The sequence below is a fragment of the Rhodovulum sp. DZ06 genome, from assembly GCF_050586345.1.
Classification (GTDB): domain Bacteria; phylum Pseudomonadota; class Alphaproteobacteria; order Rhodobacterales; family Rhodobacteraceae; genus JBOCEF01.
This window is the reverse complement of record NZ_JBOCEF010000002.1, coordinates 144362-160945: the sequence shown is the minus strand read 5'-3', so window position 1 is coordinate 160945 and position 16584 is coordinate 144362. Positions and strand designations below refer to the sequence as shown.

General features: G+C 69.7%; 15 protein-coding genes. 5 read left to right on the top strand and 10 right to left on the bottom strand.

Annotated features, from left to right (window positions below):
* The first annotated feature begins 48 nt into the window (after window positions 1-48).
* Window positions 49-486: a hypothetical protein gene (locus ACQ5SO_RS01880; RefSeq protein ID WP_430939868.1), complete on the top strand. Its 438-nt coding sequence runs from the start codon at window positions 49-51 to the stop codon at window positions 484-486.
* A 76-nt stretch (window positions 487-562) separates the two neighbouring features.
* On the opposite strand, the gene ppk2 is transcribed toward ACQ5SO_RS01880, so the two are convergent.
* From ppk2 to ACQ5SO_RS01830, 10 genes are all read right to left on the bottom strand, one after another.
* Complete coding sequence (gene ppk2, locus ACQ5SO_RS01875) at window positions 563-1639, bottom strand: polyphosphate kinase 2 (protein ID WP_430939894.1); 1077 nt, start codon at window positions 1637-1639, stop codon at window positions 563-565.
* 154 nt (window positions 1640-1793) lie between these two features.
* On the bottom strand, window positions 1794-3188 hold the full coding sequence (locus ACQ5SO_RS01870; RefSeq protein ID WP_430939867.1) for an FAD-binding oxidoreductase: 1395 nt from the start codon (window positions 3186-3188) through the stop codon (window positions 1794-1796).
* Window positions 3189-3202: 14 nt separating this feature from the next.
* Complete coding sequence (locus ACQ5SO_RS01865) at window positions 3203-4171, bottom strand: 2-hydroxyacid dehydrogenase (protein ID WP_430939866.1); 969 nt, start codon at window positions 4169-4171, stop codon at window positions 3203-3205.
* An 87-nt stretch (window positions 4172-4258) separates the two neighbouring features.
* Window positions 4259-5104: a fumarylacetoacetate hydrolase family protein gene (locus ACQ5SO_RS01860; protein WP_430939865.1), complete on the bottom strand. Its 846-nt coding sequence runs from the start codon at window positions 5102-5104 to the stop codon at window positions 4259-4261.
* A 49-nt stretch (window positions 5105-5153) separates the two neighbouring features.
* Entirely contained in the window at window positions 5154-6947 is a 1794-nt protein-coding gene (locus ACQ5SO_RS01855) for an IlvD/Edd family dehydratase (RefSeq protein ID WP_430939864.1), read from the bottom strand.
* A gap of 77 nt (window positions 6948-7024) precedes the next feature.
* Window positions 7025-7759 carry an SDR family oxidoreductase gene (locus tag ACQ5SO_RS01850; protein WP_430939863.1) on the bottom strand — a complete coding sequence of 245 codons (735 nt, stop codon included), beginning with the start codon at window positions 7757-7759 and terminating at the stop codon, window positions 7025-7027.
* 51 nt (window positions 7760-7810) lie between these two features.
* Window positions 7811-8794 (bottom strand): D-erythronate dehydrogenase, encoded by a 984-nt coding sequence (denD, locus tag ACQ5SO_RS01845; RefSeq protein WP_430939862.1) that lies wholly within the window; start codon window positions 8792-8794, stop codon window positions 7811-7813.
* Window positions 8795-8831: 37 nt separating this feature from the next.
* Window positions 8832-9722 (bottom strand): NAD(P)-dependent oxidoreductase, encoded by an 891-nt coding sequence (locus tag ACQ5SO_RS01840; protein ID WP_430939861.1) that lies wholly within the window; start codon window positions 9720-9722, stop codon window positions 8832-8834.
* 11 nt (window positions 9723-9733) lie between these two features.
* On the bottom strand, window positions 9734-10498 hold the full coding sequence (locus tag ACQ5SO_RS01835) for an SDR family oxidoreductase (protein WP_430939860.1): 765 nt from the start codon (window positions 10496-10498) through the stop codon (window positions 9734-9736).
* A 74-nt stretch (window positions 10499-10572) separates the two neighbouring features.
* Window positions 10573-11244, bottom strand: a complete 672-nt coding sequence (locus ACQ5SO_RS01830) for a GntR family transcriptional regulator (RefSeq protein ID WP_430939859.1) — start codon at window positions 11242-11244, stop codon at window positions 10573-10575.
* Window positions 11245-11572: 328 nt separating this feature from the next.
* Between ACQ5SO_RS01830 and ACQ5SO_RS01825 the strand changes: the two genes are divergently transcribed.
* From ACQ5SO_RS01825 to ACQ5SO_RS01810, 4 genes are all read left to right on the top strand, one after another.
* Window positions 11573-12592: a TRAP transporter substrate-binding protein gene (locus ACQ5SO_RS01825; protein WP_430939858.1), complete on the top strand. Its 1020-nt coding sequence runs from the start codon at window positions 11573-11575 to the stop codon at window positions 12590-12592.
* 80 nt (window positions 12593-12672) lie between these two features.
* Complete coding sequence (locus ACQ5SO_RS01820; RefSeq protein WP_430939857.1) at window positions 12673-13257, top strand: TRAP transporter small permease subunit; 585 nt, start codon at window positions 12673-12675, stop codon at window positions 13255-13257.
* Window positions 13258-13282: 25 nt separating this feature from the next.
* Entirely contained in the window at window positions 13283-14881 is a 1599-nt protein-coding gene (locus ACQ5SO_RS01815; protein WP_430939856.1) for a TRAP transporter large permease, read from the top strand.
* Window positions 14882-15033: 152 nt separating this feature from the next.
* On the top strand, window positions 15034-16536 hold the full coding sequence (locus ACQ5SO_RS01810; RefSeq protein ID WP_430939855.1) for a UxaA family hydrolase: 1503 nt from the start codon (window positions 15034-15036) through the stop codon (window positions 16534-16536).
* The last annotated feature ends 48 nt before the right edge of the window (window positions 16537-16584 follow it).

Here is a 16584-nt window from a genome sequence, read left to right as displayed (position 1 = left end):
ATCAAGAGGGCGATTCTTTTGAAAATCCCTCAAGTGGGAGGAATATCCATGAATATTCGCGCACGCATCGCCCCGGCGGTCGCCGCGCTGCTGGTCGCCGCGACGACGGCGCAGGCGCAGTCGGTCATCAGCTACAAGACCTGCAGCTTCTACACCGAAACGAACTTCAAGGGCGCGCATGTCAGCCTGCATGACGGCGACATGATCAAGACCGGCGCGCCCGCGGGCGATCCCGGCTTCTTGAAGACGTGGACCAACATCCGCGAGACCAAGGGCGGCGCCCTGTTCGAAGACGGCGCCTGGCGACGCGAGATCAAGTCGGTCATCGCCGCGCCGTTCTGCACCGCCCAGGTCGTCTACGGCATCCGCAAGTCCGCCGGCTTCACGGCCTACGAGATGGACACCGCGCAGAGCGTCCTCGCCGAGTACCAGCGCGACCTGGGCGGCCCGGCGCTGCTGGCCTGCCTGTGCACCGAGCCGAAATGACCCGCCGCCGCGCGGTCTGACACGCGACAGGGGCGGCCCGAAAGCCGCCCCCTCCACCGCGTCCCGCAAGCGCCGCTCAGCCCCGGCGCATCTCCGGGTGCAGCGCTTTCCCGAGGATGTGGTCATCCTTGTGCACCACGTGCGCGCCATGGCCGACGATCAGCGGGTCCGGCGCATGCACCACCCGCCGGTCCTTGCCCGGATAGTCGATGCTGCTCAGGAAATGCGTCATGCAGGCCAGCCGCGCGCGCTTCTTGTCGTCGGACTTGATGATCGTCCAGGGCGCGTCGGCGGTGTCGGTGTAGAAGAACATCGCCTCCTTCGCCTCGGTGTAGTCATCCCACTTGGACAGGCTCGCCTTGTCGATCGGCGACAGTTTCCACTGCTTCAGCGGATCCGTCTCGCGCGCCTTGAAGCGCTTGGCCTGCTCGTCCTGGGTGACCGAGAACCAGTACTTGAACAGCCGGATGCCGCTGCGCACCCACATCCGCTCCAGCTCCGGCGTCTGGCGCATGAATTCGAGGTACTCGGTGGGCGTGCAGAAGCCCATCACCCGCTCCACCCCCGCGCGGTTGTACCAGGAGCGGTCGAACAGCACCATTTCCCCCGCGCTCGGCAGGTGCTCGACATAGCGCTGGTAATACCACTGGCCGCGCTCGAGGTCGGTCGGCTTCTCCAGCGCCACGACATGGGCGCCGCGGGGGTTCAGGTGCTCCATGAACCGCTTGATGGTGCCGCCCTTGCCGGCGGCGTCGCGGCCCTCGAACACCAGGGCGACCTTCTGGCCGCTCTCCTTGATCCAGGCCTGGGCCTTCAGGAGCTCGGCCTGGAGCTCGGCCTTGCGCTTCTCGTAGGCGGCGCGCTTCATGCGGCTGGCATAGGGGTACTCGCCGGTCTCGAACGCGTGGCGGATCGCGTCCGGGTCGTGGCGCAGCTCGGACAGGTGGTGCAGCTTGGCGGCGGCGACGGCATGGGCGTCGGGGGCCGGGGCGGCCCCGGGCGCGGCGGCTTCGGGCTTCGCCGCCGCGTCCTCCTTGGGCGCGGGCGCGACCGCCTCGGCCTTCGCCTTCACCACCGCGCTCGGCGTCGGCGCGGCATCCCCCCGCCCCGTCGCGACGATCTCGGCGCCGGTTTCATCCATCTTCGGGGGCATGTCGGTCATGGGTCGCTCTCCTCTCCGCCGACCGGGAGTCGCCCGGCGTTCCTGAAGCTTTCATGACCTGATTGTTGCGCCGCGCGCCTTGATCGAGCGCAATCCGCCCCCGAAAACCCGCCATGCGCGGCGCGAAAGCCCCCTTCCGTGGCCCTCAGAACACCTTTCCGGGGTTCATGATCCCCGCCGGGTCCAGCGCCGCGCGCAGCCGCGCCATCAGCGCCAGCTCGGCGTCCGAGCGGGCGTGGGACAGGTAGGGCTTCTTCAACGTGCCGATCCCGTGCTCGGCGGAGACGGTGCCGCCGAAATCGCGCACGAGGCCGTAGACGATCTCGCAGATCCGCTCTTTCGGCTGCTGCGCCGCGCCGCGCACCCGGCCGCCGATATGCATGTTCCCGTCGCCGATATGGCCGTAGAAGATCGCCTCGCCCGTGCCCGGCCATTCCGCGTCCATCGCCGCCCGGCAGGCGCGGGCGAACTCATCCATCCGCGCCTGCGGCAGGCCGATGTCGAAGGCGCAATGCGGCCCGAAGGTGATGGAGAACTCGGACACCGCGTCCCGCACCTCCCAGAACCGCGCCACGTCGGCCAGCGACTGCGCCACGGCGGCGTCCTCGACCAGCCCCGCCTCGGCCTGGGCCTCGAGCCAGGCCTGGAACCGCGCCGGGTCGGCCGCATCATCCGTCCCCTGCGCCTCGACCAACGCGTAGATCGCGAAGCCGTCCGGCAGCGGCATCTTCAGCCCCGGCGTGCCCGAGATGACGGACCAGTAATCGGGCCACATCACCTCGAAGGCCGAGAGCATCGGGCCAAGGCCGGAGCGCGCGGCGCGCAGCAGCTTCAGCAGGTCGTCATAGCTGCTCAGCCCGCACATCGCCGCCATGGTCGAGGCCGGGCGCGGCGCCAGCCGGATCACCGCGCGCGTGACGATCCCCAGCGTCCCCTCGGCCCCGATGAAGAGCTGCTTGAGGTCATAGCCCGCGTTGTTCTTGAGCATCTTGTTGAGGCTCGTGACCACCTCGCCCGTCGGCAGAACCACCTCCAGCCCCAGCACCATTTCGCGGGTCATCCCGTAGCGGATCACCCGGTTGCCCCCGGCATTGGTGGAGATGTTGCCGCCGATGGCGCAAGAGCCGCGGGCCCCGAGATCCAGCGGCACCATCAGCCCCGCCTCGGCCGCCGCCTTCTGCGCGGCCTCGAGCGGAACCCCGGCCCCGAGGGTCATGGTCATCGCGTCCGGGTCGATCTCCTCGATCTGCGCCATCCGCTCGAGGCTGATGGCGACGCCGCCCGCGACCGGCGTGCCGCCGCCGCACAGCCCCGTCAGCCCCCCCTGCGCCGTCACCGGAACCCCGTGCGCGGCGCAGAGCTTCATCGCCGCCGCGACGCCGCCCGCATCCGCCGCCCGCACCACCGCGACGGGCGGGACGGGGGCGTAGCGGTCGGACCAGTCATGGGCGTTGCGTTCGGGGATCGCGTCCCCGGTCAGCACGTCGCCCGCGGGCAAGGCGGCGACAAGGGCGGAGAGGAAGGCGGCGTCAGCGGTCATGGGTTCGGCTTTCGTCAGAGCTTGGCGATGGCGGCGCATTCGGGGACGGGAGAGACCACGCGCCCCTCCGCCTCGAACAGCCGCAGGTTCTCGACCACCAGGTCGCCCATCGCCTGCCGGGTCTCGACGGTGGCCGAGCCGACATGGGGCAGAAGGGTCACGTTCTCCATGCCGAACAGGGCCTCGGGCACGTTCGGCTCGTCCTCGAACACGTCGAGGCCGGCGCCGCCGAGGGTCCCCTCCTGGAGGGCGGCGACCAGCGCGGCCTCGTCGCAGGTCGAGCCGCGGCCCACGTTGACGAAGGTCCCCTCGGGGCCCAGCGCATCCAGCACCGCGCGGTTCACCAGCTTTTCCGTCGCCTTGCCGCCGGGGGTGATGTTGATCAGCGCGAAGCTGTCCCGAGCCAGCGCCTCGAGGTCGTCGTAATAGGCGTAAGCCACGTCGCGCTTGGTGCGGGTGTGATAGGCGATGGTGCAGCCGAAGGCGGCCTCGAGCTTGTGGGCGATGGTCAGCCCGATGCGCCCCAGCCCGAGGATGCCGATGGTCTTGCCGGCGATGGAGCGGGTCAGCGGCGCGGCGCCGAAGCCGGTCCACTTGCCCGCGCGCACGTAAGAATCGTCGCGCACCAGCCGCCTTGTGGTCGCCAGCAGCAGCATCACCGCGGTGTTGGCCACGTCGTCGTTCAGCACGTCCGGCGTATGCGTCACCACGATCCCGCGCGCCGCGGCGGCGGGCGCGTCCACGGCGTCATAGCCGACGCCATAGCCCGAGATGATCTTGAGGTTCGGCAGCGCCTCCATCACCGCCGCCGGGCAGCCGTCATGGCCATTGGTGCAGACCGCGCCGATGCGCGCGCCGTGCTCGGCCAGGTATGCCGGCAGGTCGTCGATCTCCGCCGCGCGGTGAACCTTGTCATAGAGCGCCTCCAGCGCCTCGGTCATGCGCGGGCTGACGCCGCCGATCTGCAGAAGTTCGCGGGACATGGGGGCCTCCGTGGCCTTGGGGGTCTTGGAAACGGCCCCGCCCCGGGCGCGCGGCCCGGGGCGGGGGGGATGTGCGCGGCGCCTGGATCAGGCGTCCATGCCGACTTTCTGGCGCTGGACGCCGAGGCCCTCGATCTCGACCTCCATCACGTCGCCGACCTTGAGGAACTTCTGCGGCTTCATGCCCATGCCCACGCCCGGCGGGGTGCCGGTGGAGATGACGTCGCCGGGGTGCAGGGTGAACATCTGGCTCAGGTGGCTGATGACCTGGGCGACGGTGAAGATCATCGTCTTCGTGTTCCCGGTCTGCATCCGCTCGCCATTGACGTCGAGCCGCATGGAGAGGTTCTGCGGGTCCGGCACCTCGTCCGCCGTCACCAGCCAGGGGCCGGTGGGGCCGTAGGTGTCGGGCGACTTGCCCTTGGTCCACTGGCCGGTGCGCATGGTCTGGAACTCGCGCTCCGAGACGTCGTTGCACACGCAGTAGCCGGCGACGTAGTTCAGCGCGTCCGCCTCGGAGACGTATTTGCACGTCTCGCCGATCACCACGCCCAGCTCGACCTCCCAGTCCGACATGGTCGAGCCGCGGGGCATGACCACGTCGTCATTGGGGCCGACGACGGCCGAGTTGGCCTTCATGAAGAGGATCGGGTGCTCGGGGATGTCGGCGCCGGTCTCGGCGGCATGGTCGGCATAGTTGAGGCCGATGCACATGTACTTGCCGATCGACCCGACGCAGGCGCCGTAGCGCACGTCGCCGCTCACCAGCGGCAGGTCCGCGGGGTTGAGGGCGGCGAGGGCCGCGAGGCTTTCGCGGCCCAGCGCCGCGCCGTCGATATCGGCGACATGGGCCGAGAGGTCGCGGATGTTCCCCTCGGCGTCGATCAGGCCGGGAAGCTCGGCGCCCGGGGCGCCGTAACGGACGAGTTTCATTGCGGATGTCCTTCGTATCGGCGGGGGGCGCGGCGCCCCCCGCATGAGGTCAGTGGTTGTTGCGCGGCTCGAACCTGCGGCCGATGGCGCGGTAATTCGTGGCGTCCTTGAGGGTCATGCCCTCGGAGAAGGGCTGCACCTTCTCGCGGAAATACTGCTGCCAGGGCGAGTGGCTTTCGGGGTGCTGGTAGCCCCCGGCCGCCTCCAGCGCCGCGCGGCGGGCGGCGAGCTCCTCCTCCGGCGCCAGAATGTTCGCGGTGCATTTCCCGAGGTCGATCCGCACCCGGTCGCCGGTCTGCAGGATCGCGAGACCGCCCCCGTCCGCCGCCTCGGGGGATGCGTTGAGGATGGACGGGCTGCCCGAGGTCCCCGACTGCCGCCCGTCGCCGATGCAGGGCAGCGACTTGACGCCCTTCTTCAAGAGGTAGGCGGGGGGCCGCATGTTCACCACCTCGGCCCCGCCGGGATAGCCGATGGGGCCGGTCCCGCGCATGAAGAGGACCGAGTTCTCGGTGATCCCGAGGCTCTCGTCGTCGATGCGGTGGTGGAAATCCTCCGGCCCGTCGAAGACCACGGCCGTCCCCTCGAACGCTTCGGGGTCGTCGGGGTTCGACAGGTACCGGTCCCGGAACTCCTTCGAGATCACCGAGGTCTTCATGATGGCGCTGTCGAAGAGGTTGCCCTTGAAGTTCACGAACCCGGCGGCCGGGACCATGGCGTCAGCGATGGGCCGGATCACGTCGGTGTTGACGATCTCCCGCCCCTCGCAGTTCTCGCCCATCGACTTGCCGTTGACGGTGACGGCGCCCGGGTGGGGCAAGAGGCCGCTCCGCATCAGCTCGGCCACCACCGCCGGGACGCCCCCGGCGCGGTGGTAGTCTTCCCCGAGGTATTCGCCCGCGGGCTGCAGGTTCACCAGCAGCGGTACGTCATGGCCGATCTTCTGCCAGTCGTCGTTGTCGAGGTGAATGTTCAGGTGCCGCGCGATGCCGTTGAGGTGGATCGGCGCGTTGGTCGACCCGCCGATGGCCGAGTTCACGACGATGGCGTTCTCGAACGCCTCGCGGGTCATGATCTTCGACGGGAACAGGTCCTCGTGCACCATGTCGACGATGCGCCGCCCGGTTTCGAACGCCATCTGCCCGCGCTCCCGGTACGGGGCGGGGATGGCGGCGGAGCCGGGCAGCTGCATGCCCAGCGCCTCGGCCAGCGAGTTCATCGTGGTCGCGGTGCCCATGGTGTTGCAGTAGCCGACCGAGGGGGTGGAGGAGGTGACGAGCTCGATGAAGCCGTCATTGTCGATCTCGCCCGCCGCCAGCATCTCGCGCGCTTTCCACACGATGGTGCCGGACCCGGTCCGCTCGCCGCGGAACCAGCCGTTGAGCATCGGGCCGACGGACAGCGCGATGGCCGGGATGTCCACCGTGGCGGCGGCCATCAGCAGGGCGGGCGTGGTCTTGTCGCAACCGATGTTCAGCACCACGCCGTCGATGGGATAGCCGAAGAGGGATTCCACCAGGCTCAGGTAGGCGAGGTTGCGGTCCAGCATCGCCGTGGGGCGTTTGCCCGTCTCCTGGATCGGGTGGACCGGGATCTCCAGCGGGATGCCCCCGGCCTGGTAGATGCCGTCGCGCACGCGCTTGGTCAGCTCGATATGGTGGCGGTTGCAGGGGGACAGGTCGGACCCCGTCTGCGCGATGCCGATGATCGGCTTGCCGCCCTGCAATTCCTCGCGGGTGATGCCGTAGTTGAGATACCGCTCGAGATAGAGGGCGGTCATCTCGGGGTCGAGCGGGTTGTCGAACCAGAGGCGGGAGCGGAGCTCTTCGGGCTTCTTGGTCATGGCTGGATCTCCTGGGCGAGGGGGAACGAGACGGACGGCGAGGCGGGAGGGGGCGCGGGTCGGCGCCCCCGCTTGGGTCAGCCCGACCAGCCGCCGTCGATCACGCAGGCCTGCCCGGTGGTGAAAGCGGATTCGTCCGAGGACAGGTAGACGGCGAGGGCGGCGATTTCTTCCGACGTGCCGATGCGGCCCATGGGCTGGCGGGCGATGAAATCCTTCATCGCCTGCTCGTAATCCCCGGTGGCGCGCAGGCGGTCATGCAGGGACGGCGATTCCACCGTGCCCGGGCAGATGCAGTTCGCCCGCACGCCCTTGGTGATGTATTCGCGCGCCACCTGCTTGGTCATGCCGATCACGGCGGCCTTGGTGGCGCCGTAGACGAAGCGGTTCGGCGCCCCGATGATCGAGGAGGCGGCGGAGGACATGTTGACGATGCTCCCCACGCCCCGCTCCAGCATCCCCGGGATCGCGGCCTGCATGGTCCAGAACATCGACCGGCAGTTGAGGGCGAAGGCGAAATCCCAGTCGTCATCGGTGCAGGCGAGCACGTCGCCCGCATGCACGTAGCCCGCGCAGTTGAACAGGATGTCGGGCTGGAAGCCTTTCACCGCCGCGACCACGGCGTCCTTGTCGAGCACGTTGAGCGGCGCGGTCGCGAGGCCCGCGGCGGCCAGCTCCTCCAGCGCCGCCCCGTTGACGTCGGTGGCCAGCACCTCGGCGCCTTCCGCGTGCATCATCAGCGCGGTCGCCCGCCCGATCCCCTGCCCCGCGGCGGTGCAGAGCGCCTTTTTCCCGTTCAGCCGTCCGGCCATTGCATCCTCCCTGTGGGCGCTTCTGCGCCGCCTTGTTCTGTCGCGGCGCGCTCAGGCGCCTTGGAAATCATCCTCGAGGTAGACGCGGATGATCTCCTCGAAACTCGTCTCCGCCTCGAAGCCCAGCGCCCGGGCGCGGGCCGGGTCGAAGCGGGTGGGCCAGTTCTTCACGATGGCCATGATCGCCTCGTCCGGCGCGGGGCGGATCAGGTCGACCGCCTTCTGTCCGGCGACCGCGCGCAGCGCCTCGATCTGCTCTTCGACCGACACGCCGACGCCGGGCATGTTGAGCGCGCGGCGGCCCTGGAGGGCGTCCTCGGCGATCCCCGCCGCATGGGTCAGGAACCGCGCGGCCGAGCGGGGCGAGGCATGGGTGTGCACGACCGAGGCCGGGACCGGCAGCTGCGCCTCCTGGCCGTTCAGCGGCTCGCGGATGATGCCCGAGAAGAAGCCCGAGGCCGCGGCGTTGGGCTTGCCCGGCCGCACGCAGATGGTGGGCAGGCGGATGGCGATGCCGTCGACGAAGCCCTTGCGGGAGAAGTCGTTCAGCATCAGCTCGCAGCACGCTTTCTGGGCGCCGTAGCTGGTCTGCGGCGCGGTCAGGAACTCGTCCCCGATCAGCTCCGGGAAGGGCGCGCCGAACACGGCGATGGAGGAGGTGAAGATGACGCGCGGCCGGTACGTCCCGCCGCTCGCGGCATGTTCGGCGCGCAGGGCGAAGAGGAACCGTTCCAGGCCGCGGGCGTTGACCTCCCAGCCCTTGTCGAAATCCATCTCCGCCTCGCCCGAGACGATGGCGGCGAGGTGGTAGACGACATCGGGGCGCAGGGCGGCGAGCCGCGCGGCCTCGTCGGGCGCGGCGGCGTTCCCGGTCTGGCAGTCGACGGGGAAGCCCGCGCCCGCGGGGGCCGCGGGCGGGAAGATGTCATGCAGGATCAAGGAGGAGACGGCGCCAGTCGGCAGCCCCTCCCCCGCGATCCTCGCGGCCAGCTTGCGGCCCACCATCCCGGCGCCGCCGATGATCATCACCTTCATTGCACGTCCCTCCCAAGCCATGCGTTCCGCCGCACTCTCAGCCCTCGAGGCCGTTCTGGTCCAGCAGTTCCAGCCAGAGGCCCGAATGGTCCTTCTCGGCCCCGTCGAGGTCGCGCACGAAGCGGCCGAAGCGTTCCTGCATCGAGAGGGTCATCGGCAAGGTCAGCCCGTGGGCGGCGGCTTCCTCCAGCGTGTTGTCGATGTCTTTCAGCTGCAGCTTCGACGGCCCGCCGGGGGCGAAATCACCCGTCGTCATCCGCTCGCCATGCTGCTGAAGGATCGTGCCGTCCGCGAAGCCGCCCTTGAGCGCCTGGCGGATCGCGGCGGGGTCGGCGCCGCCCTCGCGCGCCAGCAGCATCGCCTCGGCCACCACGCCGATGGTCGACGCGACGATGGCCTGGTTGCACAGCTTGGCGAGCTGCCCGGCGCCCGAGGGCCCGACCTTCACCGGGCGGCCCATTGCGGACAGCACGGGGGCGGCCTTGTCGAAGGCCTCCTGCGTCCCGCCCGCCATGATTGCGAGGCTGCCCGCCTCGGCCCCCTTGGTGCCGCCCGAGACCGGCGCATCGAGCGCCAGGCGCCCGGCGGCGGAGAGGCGCTCGGCGATCTCCCGCGCTTCCTTCGGCTTGATCGAGGACATGTCGCACAGCACCGCGCCCTCGGGCGCCGCCTCGGCCACGCCTTGCGCGAACAGCAGGTCCAGCACCGCGGGCCCGTCCGAGACCATGGTGATGACCACGTCGGCCCCGGCAGCGGCCTCGGCGGCGGCGGCGAAGACCTGCGCGCCCTCCGCGGCCAGCGCGTCCGCCTTGGCCCGGGTGCGGTTCCAGGCGCGCACGGCATGGCCGGCCTTCAGCAGGTTCCGCGCCATCGGGGCGCCCATCAGGCCGGTTCCAAGGAATGCGACCGTGGCTTTGTCCGCCGTCATGGAAATCTCCTTCACACCGAAACGGTGATGCCGCCGTCGACGGCGAGGGTGTGGCCGTTCACGAAGCTCGACGCGCGCGAGGACAGGAACACGGCGGCCCCCACAAGCTCCTCGACATCGCCCCAGCGGCCCGCGGGGGTGCGCTTGCACAGCCACTCGGAAAAGGCCGGGTCATCCACCAGCGCCTGGTTCAGCGGCGTCTTGAAATACCCCGGCGCGATGGCGTTGACGTTGAGGCCATGCTTCGCCCAGTCCGTCGCCATCCCGCGGGTCAGGTTGCGCACGCCCCCCTTGGCGGCGGTGTAGGGCGCGACCCCGGGGCGGGCGAGCTCGGACATCACCGAGGCGATGTTGATGATCCGCCCCGCCCCGCGCGGGATCATCCGCCGCGCGGCGCTGCGGGCGGCGAGGAACGGGCCCACGAGGTGCACGTTCATCAGCGCCCGGAAATCCTCGGTCGCGAAATCCTCCAGCGGCGCGCGGATCTGCACCCCGGCGTTGTTCACCAGGATGTCGATGGGCCGCGCGTCGTCGAGCGCATCGATCCCCGCCTCCACCGCGGCCTCGTCCGTCACGTCGAAGGGGGCGGCGACGGCGTCATGGCCCTCGGCGCGCAGGGTCTGCGCGGCCGCCTCGGCCTTGGCGGCGTCGCGGCCGTTGATGGCGACGGCGGCGCCCGCCTCGGCCAGCCCGCGCGCCAGCGCGAAGCCGATGCCGGAGCCCGCGCCGGTCACGAGCGCGAAGCGCCCGGTCAGGTCGAACAGGTTGCTGCTCATGTCTGCGGCGGCCCTCCCCGGCCGTGCATTGAATGGGGGACGGGCGCCCGGCGGACCGGGGCCGCGACCGGCGGTCAGCCGCCGATCATGTCGTCCCGATAGGTCCACAGGTGCGAGCGGATCGCCTTGCGGCAGGCGTCCTCGTCCCGCGCCACGGCGGCGTTGAGGATCGCCTCGTGCTCCTCGATCGTCTCGTGCCGGAAGCCCGCGGTGGGCGTGGCGGCGACGACCTGCTGGCGGAACCGCTCATAGACCGCCCGGTGCTCCTCGCGCAGGGCGCGGTTCGGGCAGGCGGAGAGGAGCGCGTCGTGGAACTCCCAGTCCACCCGCGTCCAGATCGGCACCAGGTGGGCCGGGTCCTCGGCGTCGCGCATCCGCGCCTCGATATGCGCCAGCTTGTGATGGGCGGCGGCGAGGCCGGCCTCCCACTCCATGTCCCCGCGCCGCATCGACTGCACCGCGCCCTCGCCCTCGAGCAGCACCCGAAGGTCCATCAGCTCGCCCAGCAGCGCGAGATCCGAGGTGGGGACCGAGAAGCCGCGCTGCTCCTCCTGCGCCACCAGCCCCTCGACGGCGAGGCGCAGCAGCACCTCGCGCATGGCCGAGGCGGAGACGTCATAGGCGCCGCGCAGCGCGTCGGGGCGCAGGCGCGCGCCGGCGGGGAATTCCCCGGCCATGATGCGCGCCTTCACCGAGCGGTGCACCGCCCCGAGCGTCATCCCGTCCTGCGCCGCGTCGCGGGCCATGCGCGTCTTTCCTCCCTTGCGCGGGGGCGCTGCGCCGCCCGCCTGCGCCCTTTGCCGGGCGCCTCGTTCTCATCCCCCGCCGCGACCGGCTTCCCTGCGTCCGGGCGCCTCGGCGGGCCCGCCGGCCCCTGTCCCGGGACTCGACGGATGCGGCAGACCGTACCGGGATTTTCGTGACTGGCAAGCAATTTTGAAATTTATGCCGATCCACGACGACTCGCTTGTTTCACGCCGATTCGGTTGCTACCGTCCGGGCCGAGCCGCACCGGGAGAGGCGGCCGAAACCAGACGACAGGGCGGCGCCGCGCGCCGCCGACGGGAGGAAATCATGAAGAAGATCAACGCGCTCCTGGGCGCGGCGGCCGCCGTCGCCCTGACCGTGGGGGCCGCCTCGGCCGCCGACGTGACCCTGCGCATCCAGACCCACTACGCGCCCGAGACGGTGTCCGGCAAACTGGCCCAGCAGTTCGTGGACGACGTCGAGACCATGTCCGGCGGCGAGATCGACATCGAGATGTTCTTCTCGTCCTCGGTGGTGAAATCGGTCGAGACCTTCGACGCCGCGGCCACCGGCATCCTCGACTGCGACATGACCGGCGGCGCCTACCAGACCGGCAAGAACCCCGCCTTCCAGTTCGTGGGCGACATCATGGGCGGCTACGACACGCCCTATCAGCAGCTGTCCTGGCTCTACCAGGGCGGCGGGTTCGAGGCGGCGGACCAGCTCTACCGCAAATACGACATGAAGCTGGTCGGCTGGTGGATCTACGGCCAGGAATCCCTCGCCTCGACCAAGCCGATCCGCGGGCCGGAAGACCTGAAGGACTGGAAGTTCCGCTCCCCGCCGGGGCTGGAGACCGAGATCTTCGCCAATCTCGGCGCCAAGCCGATCGTGATGGACTTCACCGAGATCTTCACCGCGCTCGAGACCGGGATCATCGACGGCGCCGACGCCTCGGGCATCGCCAACAACGTCGGGCTCGGCCTCTATGACATCGCCAAGCACGCCAACTACCCGGGCTTCCACTCGATGCCCTCGGACCACCTGGCCTGCAACGCCAACGTCTGGGACGGGCTGTCTGACAAGCACAAGCGGATCATCGACACCTCGATGCAGAAGCTGGCGCTGCAGACCGCGCTGACCTTCGAGGTGAAGAACGCCGAGGCCGTGGCCGGCCTGCCCGAGAAGGGCGTGACGGTCCACAACTGGTCGCCCGAGGACAAGGCGATGTTCCGCGCCGCGGCGCAGAAGGCCTGGGACGGCTGGGCGACCAAGACGCCCGAGGCCGGCGCCCTCGTCGCCTCGCACCGCGCCTATCTCAAGCAGCTCGGCCTGATCGCCGAGTGATCTGACCGCGGCACGGGGCGGGGGCGCGCGGCGCGCATCCCCGCCCTTTTTCCATCCGCGCGCAGCCTTGGGAGGGGCGCATGCAGGAACATGAACGCACCGGCCCGGTGGACCTTGCGACCTGGGGCTTCAGCCGCGTCGCCATGTGGGTCCCCGCCTTCATCGTCGGGATCATCTTCTACGAGGTGGTGCTGCGCTACGTCTTCGTCGCCCCGACGCTGTGGGTGAACGAGATGTCGCTCTGGGCCGCCGGCGCCGTCTACCTGACCGCCGGCCTCTACGCCATGCAGCAGCGCAGCCATATCCGCATCTTCATCATCTACGACATGCTGCCCCGCCCCTTGCAGAAGGCCTGCGACGTGCTCTCGCTCCTGTGCCTTCTGATCTTCGTCGCCGCGGTTCTCTATGGCGGCTACGGCGAGGCCTGGACCAAGCTGATGCGCTGGGAGACCTTCGGCACCGCCTGGGATCCGCCCATCCCCGCCACCATCAAGCCGCTGATCCTGGTCACGCTTTCGGTGCTCGGGGCGCAGGCGATCTCCAACCTCATCTATGACTGGAACCGGGCGCCCGAGCACCATGACCCGGCCGACGAGCTGGACCTGACCGAGGAGCTCAAGGCCGAGCAGCGCCGTGCGGCGCAGGCGCGGGGCGAGGACGGCTGAGGCCGATCCGGGGGACCAAACACTCATGTTCGACATTGGAACGATCTCGATGGTGCTGCTGGCGGGAATGCTCCTGCTGCTGGCCATCGGCATGCCGCTGGGCTTCGCCTCGGGCTTTCTCGCCGTCGTGGTGATGGTGATGAAGTTCGGGCCGGACCTCTTGCTGTCCCGCCCGGGCTCCGGCCCGCTCAACATCCTCGCGCAGCGCCTTTACGGGGTCACGACCGACTACGTGCTGATCTCGGTGCCATTGTTCATCCTGATGGCGACATTGCTGGAAAGGTCGGGCATCGCGCGGGACATGTATTCCTCGCTGAACCTGTGGCTGTCGCGCACCCGCGGCGGGATCGCGGTGGTCACGGCGATCATGGCCATCGTGATGGCGGCGATGTCGGGGATCATCGGCGGCGAGGTGGTGCTGCTGGGCCTGATCGCGCTGCCGCAGATGCTGCGCCTTGGCTACAACCAGAACCTCGCCATCGGCACGATCTGCGCCTCGGGCTCGCTCGGCACCATGATCCCGCCCTCGATCGTGCTGATCATGTACGGGCTGATCACCGAGACCTCGATCCACGCCCTCTTCAAGGCCGCCTTCCTGCCGGGCTTCGTGCTCGCGGGCTGCTACATCGTCTACATCCTGGTGCGCACCCGCCTGCGCCCCGAGGAGGCCCCCCTGCCCCCCGAGGCGGATGACGCGATGGATGGCGGCGAGAAGGCCCGCGCCTTCGCCACCTTCGTCGGCTGGCTGATCGCGATCTGGGGCGGGGCCGCGCTGGTCCACGCGCTGGCGATCGAGCTTCAGAACGCCGCCGGGCTGCTCAAGGGCGATGATTACGAGCCGTATTCCATCACCTCGCTGGCCAAGTTCGGGCTGTTCTTCGCCGCCGGGCTGGTGCTGCCCTATCTCGCCTTCGGCAAGTCCATCGTCTCCAACGCCTGGCTGATGTCCAAGGGGCTGATCGCGCCGCTGATCGTGGTGTTCGTGGTCCTTGGCTCGATCTATGGCGGCGTCACCGGGATCACCGAGGCGGCGGGCATGGGCACCATCGCGGTGCTGGTGCTGATCGTCATTCGCCGCGAATTCTCCATCAGCCTGGTGCGCGAGGCGCTGATGCGCACCTTCAAGTCCACCGGTACGATCATCTGGGTGACCTTCGGCGCGACCGCGCTGGCGGGGGCCTATACCATCGCGGGCGGCCCCACCTACGTGGCCAACATGATCGTCGGGGCGGACATGCCGACCATGGGGATCCTGCTGGTGATGATGGTGGTGTTCCTGTTCCTCGGGGCCTTCATGGACTGGGTCGGGATCGTGCTGCTGGTGATGCCGGTGTTCCTGCCCATCGTGCTGAAGCTGCCGGTCGAGGAGCTGGGCCTGACCGGCGGCCTCGCCACCGATCCGCGCTTCGTGCCGGTCTGGTTCGGGATCCTGTTCTGCGTCAACATGCAGGTCAGCTTCCTGTCCCCGCCCTTCGGCCCGGCGGCCTTCTACCTCAAGTCCGTCGCCCCGCCGCACATCACCCTGCCGGACATCTTCCGCGGCTTCCTGCCCTTCATCGGCCTGCAGCTGTTCGTGCTGATGCTGGTGCTGCTGTTCCCGGAAATCACCATGATGTTCCGCTGACGCAGCGTTCCGCCGCCGCGCCCCTCTCCTCGGGCGCGGCGGCGGCCCCCCCGCGCCCGGCGCCCCCCTTCTTCGCGCCGGGCGCGACCCTGCCCGCCCGTCTTTCCGCGGCCCGCGCTCCGCCCCGGCCGCCCAGCCGCAAGAGAGCCCAAATGGCCGATTTCATCCGCCTCGACGCCGCCGACAACGTGGTCACCGCCACCCGATCCATGCAGGCGGGCGAGGCGGTCGAGGGCGTCTCCACCGCCTCGCTCATCCCCCGCGGCCACAAGATCGCTGTCGCCGCCATCGCCCGCGGCGCGGCCGTGCGCAAATACGCCCAGGTGATCGGCTACGCGGCCGAGGACATCGCCCCGGGCGCGCATGTGCATGACCACAACCTCGAATTCCGCAACGTGGACGCGGATTACGAGTTCTCGACCGACCTGCGCCCCGTCGCCCCCGCCGCGACGCCCGACACGTTCATGGGATACAGGCGCAAGAACGGGACCGTGGGCACCCGCAACTACATCGCCGTCGTCACCTCGGTGAACTGCTCGGCCACCGCCGCGCGGATGATCGCGAACGCCTTCGGGCCCGAGGAGATGGCCAAGTACCCCAACGTGGACGGCGTGGTCGCCTTCGTGCACGGCACCGGCTGCGGCATGGCCGGATCGGGCGACGGGTTCGAGGCGCTGCAGCGGGTGATGTGGGGCTATGCGAAGCACCCGAACCATGCCGGGGTGCTGATGGTCGGCCTCGGCTGCGAGATGAACCAGATCGACTGGCTGCTCGAGGCATGGGGGATCGAGAAAGGCCCCCTGTTCCAGGCCATGAACATCCAGGACGTCGCGGGGCTGCGCCGCACGGTGGAGCTGGGGATCGAGAAGGTCCGCGCGATGCTGCCGCTGGCCAATGAAGCGGTGCGGGAGCCCTGCCCCGTCTCGGCCCTCAAGGTGGCGCTGCAATGCGGCGGCTCGGACGCCATGTCGGGGATCACCGCCAACCCCGCGCTCGGCCATGCGTGCGATCTGCTGGTCGCGCAGGGCGGGACCGGCGTTCTGGCCGAGACGCCCGAGATCTACGGCGCCGAGCACCTGCTGACCCGCCGCGCGGTGGATGCCGCCACGGGCGAGAAGCTCGTCGGCCTGATCCGGTGGTGGGAGGATTACACCGCCCGCAACCGCGGCTCGATGGACAACAACCCCTCGCCCGGCAACAAGAAGGGCGGGCTGTCGACGATCCTGGAAAAATCCCTCGGGGCCGCGGCCAAGGGGGGCACGACGCCGCTGACCGGCGTCTACAAGTATGCCGAAGCCGTGACGAAGCCCGGCTTCGCCTTCATGGACAGCCCCGGCTACGACCCGGCCTCGGTCACCGGCCAGATCGCCTCGGGCTGCCAGCTGGTGGCCTTCACCACCGGGCGCGGCTCGGCCTTCGGCTCCAAGCCCGCCCCCTGCATCAAGATCGCCACCAATTCCGAGATGTATTCCCGGATGACCGAGGACATGGACGTCGACGCCGGCGACATGCTGACGGGGGTCACGCTGGAGGAGAAGGGGCGGGAGATCTACGAGCTCCTGCTGCGCGTCGCCTCGGGCGAGGCGTCGAAATCCGAGGCGCAGGGGCTTGGCGATTACGAATTCGTGCCCTGGCAGATCGGCGCGGTGATGTAAGCGCCGCGGGGGCGCGCGCCGCCCCCTTTGGCAGCGAAACGCAAGGGA